The 2,473-nt window shown below is 42.7% G+C and carries 3 protein-coding genes; all 3 read left to right on the top strand.

Annotated elements, in window-relative coordinates:
* The coding region (locus tag ACSX1H_RS19080) for a hypothetical protein (RefSeq protein WP_439185850.1) at positions 1-180 on the top strand (180 nt) is incomplete at its 5' end.
* A 60-nt stretch (positions 181-240) separates the two neighbouring features.
* Positions 241-1,017 carry an enoyl-CoA hydratase-related protein gene (locus ACSX1H_RS19085; RefSeq protein WP_439185851.1) on the top strand — a complete coding sequence of 259 codons (777 nt, stop codon included), beginning with the start codon at positions 241-243 and terminating at the stop codon, positions 1,015-1,017.
* Positions 1,018-1,042: 25 nt separating this feature from the next.
* Entirely contained in the window at positions 1,043-1,801 is a 759-nt protein-coding gene (locus ACSX1H_RS19090; RefSeq protein ID WP_439185852.1) for an enoyl-CoA hydratase/isomerase family protein, read from the top strand.
* The last annotated feature ends 672 nt before the right edge of the window (positions 1,802-2,473 follow it).

Below are 2,473 nucleotides of genomic sequence, written 5' to 3' on the forward strand. Positions count from 1 at the left end.
GGCATTCGCACCATCGACAGTCCTATCCAGATTCAGGGCGAAGGCCTGGAGAAAGTGAAGCCACAGAACCCGCCGGCAGTAGGAGAGCACACAGTCGCTCAGTTAACTGCTTTGGGCTACAGCGAGGAAGAACTGAAGGCATTGGCAGAAGCGCATGTGATAGGCTTACCCCGTAAATAATTTTAGGAGACAGAACTCGAAGAAAAAAAGTTAGATAATCAAAACAAAATTGGATATAAAATGAAAGAATATAAGTTTATGAAAACCGAGCGCAAAGGAAACGTAGGAATCGTTACTTTCAATCGCCCAGAGGCATTGAATGCGCTTAATGAGCAAGTTGAAACAGAAGTTACTGATGCTTTAATGGAATTTGATGCCGATGACAGTATTGGCTGTATGATCCTTGCTGGTGGCGAAAAGGCATTCTGCGCCGGAGCAGATCTGAAATGGATTGCTTCGCAGGATTTCGAAAGTGCTTATCGTACTGATTTGGCTGCTTATATGGATAAAGTAGCAGAATTACGCAAGCCTGTTATTGCAGCGGTGAGAGGTTATGCCTTTGGAGGCGGTACCGAAATATCTTTAATGTGTGATATGATTCTTGCGGATACAACAGCGAAATTTGGTTTGACTGAAGTAACCTTAGGTGTTATCCCCGGAGGTGGTGGGCCAGCCCGTTTGGCTGCTGCTGTTGGAAAAGCAAAAGCAATGTATTATGTATTGACCGGCAAACCTTTTAGCGCTGAAGAAGCCGAACGAATTGGTATGATTACAAAGGTTGTGGAAGATGGTCAGCTAATGGATGAAGCTCTTAAGGTTGCAACCACAATTGCCAATAATCCACGCTTAGCCGTTTTGGCTGGTAAGGAATCTGTCAATCAACAGGCAGAAGCCCCTCTTATTCCTGCACTGAAAGTGGCACGTCGACTTTTCCACGGGCTGTTCAGTACAGCTGATCAAAAAGAAGGTATGACAGCCTTTGCCGAAAAGCGTAAACCAAACTATAAAAAGTACTAACCCGAATTCAAAAAAATACGATGCGATGGAAAAAGTTATAGTAGAAAAAAAAGGCGGAATTATCTATGTAAATATTAATCGTCCGGATGTATTGAATGCCTGTGATGGCGAAACCTATAATGCAATCGCCGATGCCTGGGAAGAGTTGGAAAATGATTCTACTCTGCGCGTGGGGATAATAAGTGGTGCAGGACGTGCATTTTGCGTAGGAACCGATGTGAAATGGGTGAAGTCACCTGAAGCCGATGGGTATGTAGACCGTTTGTACCCACAATTGCTTTCAATGACCAAACCGATTATAACAGCAGTACACGGTCACTGTAATGGTGGAGGATTGGAGCAAGCCCTGGGCGCTGATATCAGAGTTTGTACCGAAGATGCTCATTTTGGTTCAGGCGAGGTTCGTCTGGGTTGGATTCCCGGTGGTTATGGTACGCAACGACTACCACGTGTGATTCCTTTAGGGATTGCTTTGGAGCTGCTTTATACCGGTGGCCGTATTGATGCACAAGAAGCCTATCGCGTTGGTTTGGTAAACCATGTAGTGTCTTCAGAAGATGAGTTAATGGCCAAATGTGAAGCCATTGCCGGAGAGATTCTGAAAAGTGCTCCACTGGCAGTTCAGAAAATGAAGTCTGTTGTAATGCAGGGGCTGGATATGCCATTAACACAGGCAGTGCGCCTGGAAAAAGAGTATTTTGATTGGCTTATGCGAACTGAAGATTCGAAAGAAGGCGCCTTAGCTTTTGCTGAAAAACGTGCCCCAAACTGGAAAGCCAAATAAATTGTAATAATACATGATGTTGTCGTGGTAAAACATGAGACACCCCGGGGTCAGCTGTTTACAGCTGGCCCTTTTTAAATTAATGACCCTTTTTACGGCGTATGTACTACCAACTTTATATTGGCACCTGAGATTGAATATACTTTTACTAATCATCTTCTCTGCGGCATTTACTTTCATTGCTGTCTACACCAGTTTTCCCGAACAGCTTCTTCTATTTTATGCATGTACATTAAATGTTGTAAGAATCTGAGTATATCAACCTCTCTTGGCTCCTTGTTATTTATAAAGCGGTGTAATTAATAGTTTCGATTTAGCTCGTAGTCATTAACTCAAAATCCAACTGCAAAATTGTTCTGCGTTTATTATTGACTTCTGTTATTCCCGCCTCCTGAGTTTAATAGCTCAATGGTGTACTGATTTGTATTTTTTACTGATTAGTGTACACATTAACAGTGCTTTGTGTTTTAATCATTGTGGGTGTTTGGCAAAGAGTAAGCACAGGCCGATAAGGTCGTAAATTAGGCTTATCATACTTTTATACGACTTTGGTATGATGCGGCATAATACCTTTTTTCCGGTACTTTGCTTCCATGAAAGAAACAACAAAACAGACGACTATTAAAGTGTATTCACAGGCATGTGTCTATCACATCGTACTGCAAGGAAGGA

Source organism: Carboxylicivirga taeanensis (assembly GCF_051851475.1).
Taxonomy (GTDB): Bacteria; Bacteroidota; Bacteroidia; order Bacteroidales; family Marinilabiliaceae; genus Carboxylicivirga; species Carboxylicivirga taeanensis.

Excerpts from the sequence above, each read along its gene's own strand:
- ACSX1H_RS19085 (WP_439185851.1), top strand. The coding sequence starts at position 241 with ATGAAAGAATATAAGTTTATGAAAACCGAGCGCAAAGGAAACGTAGGA.
- ACSX1H_RS19090 (WP_439185852.1), top strand. The coding sequence starts at position 1,043 with ATGGAAAAAGTTATAGTAGAAAAAAAAGGCGGAATTATCTATGTAAAT.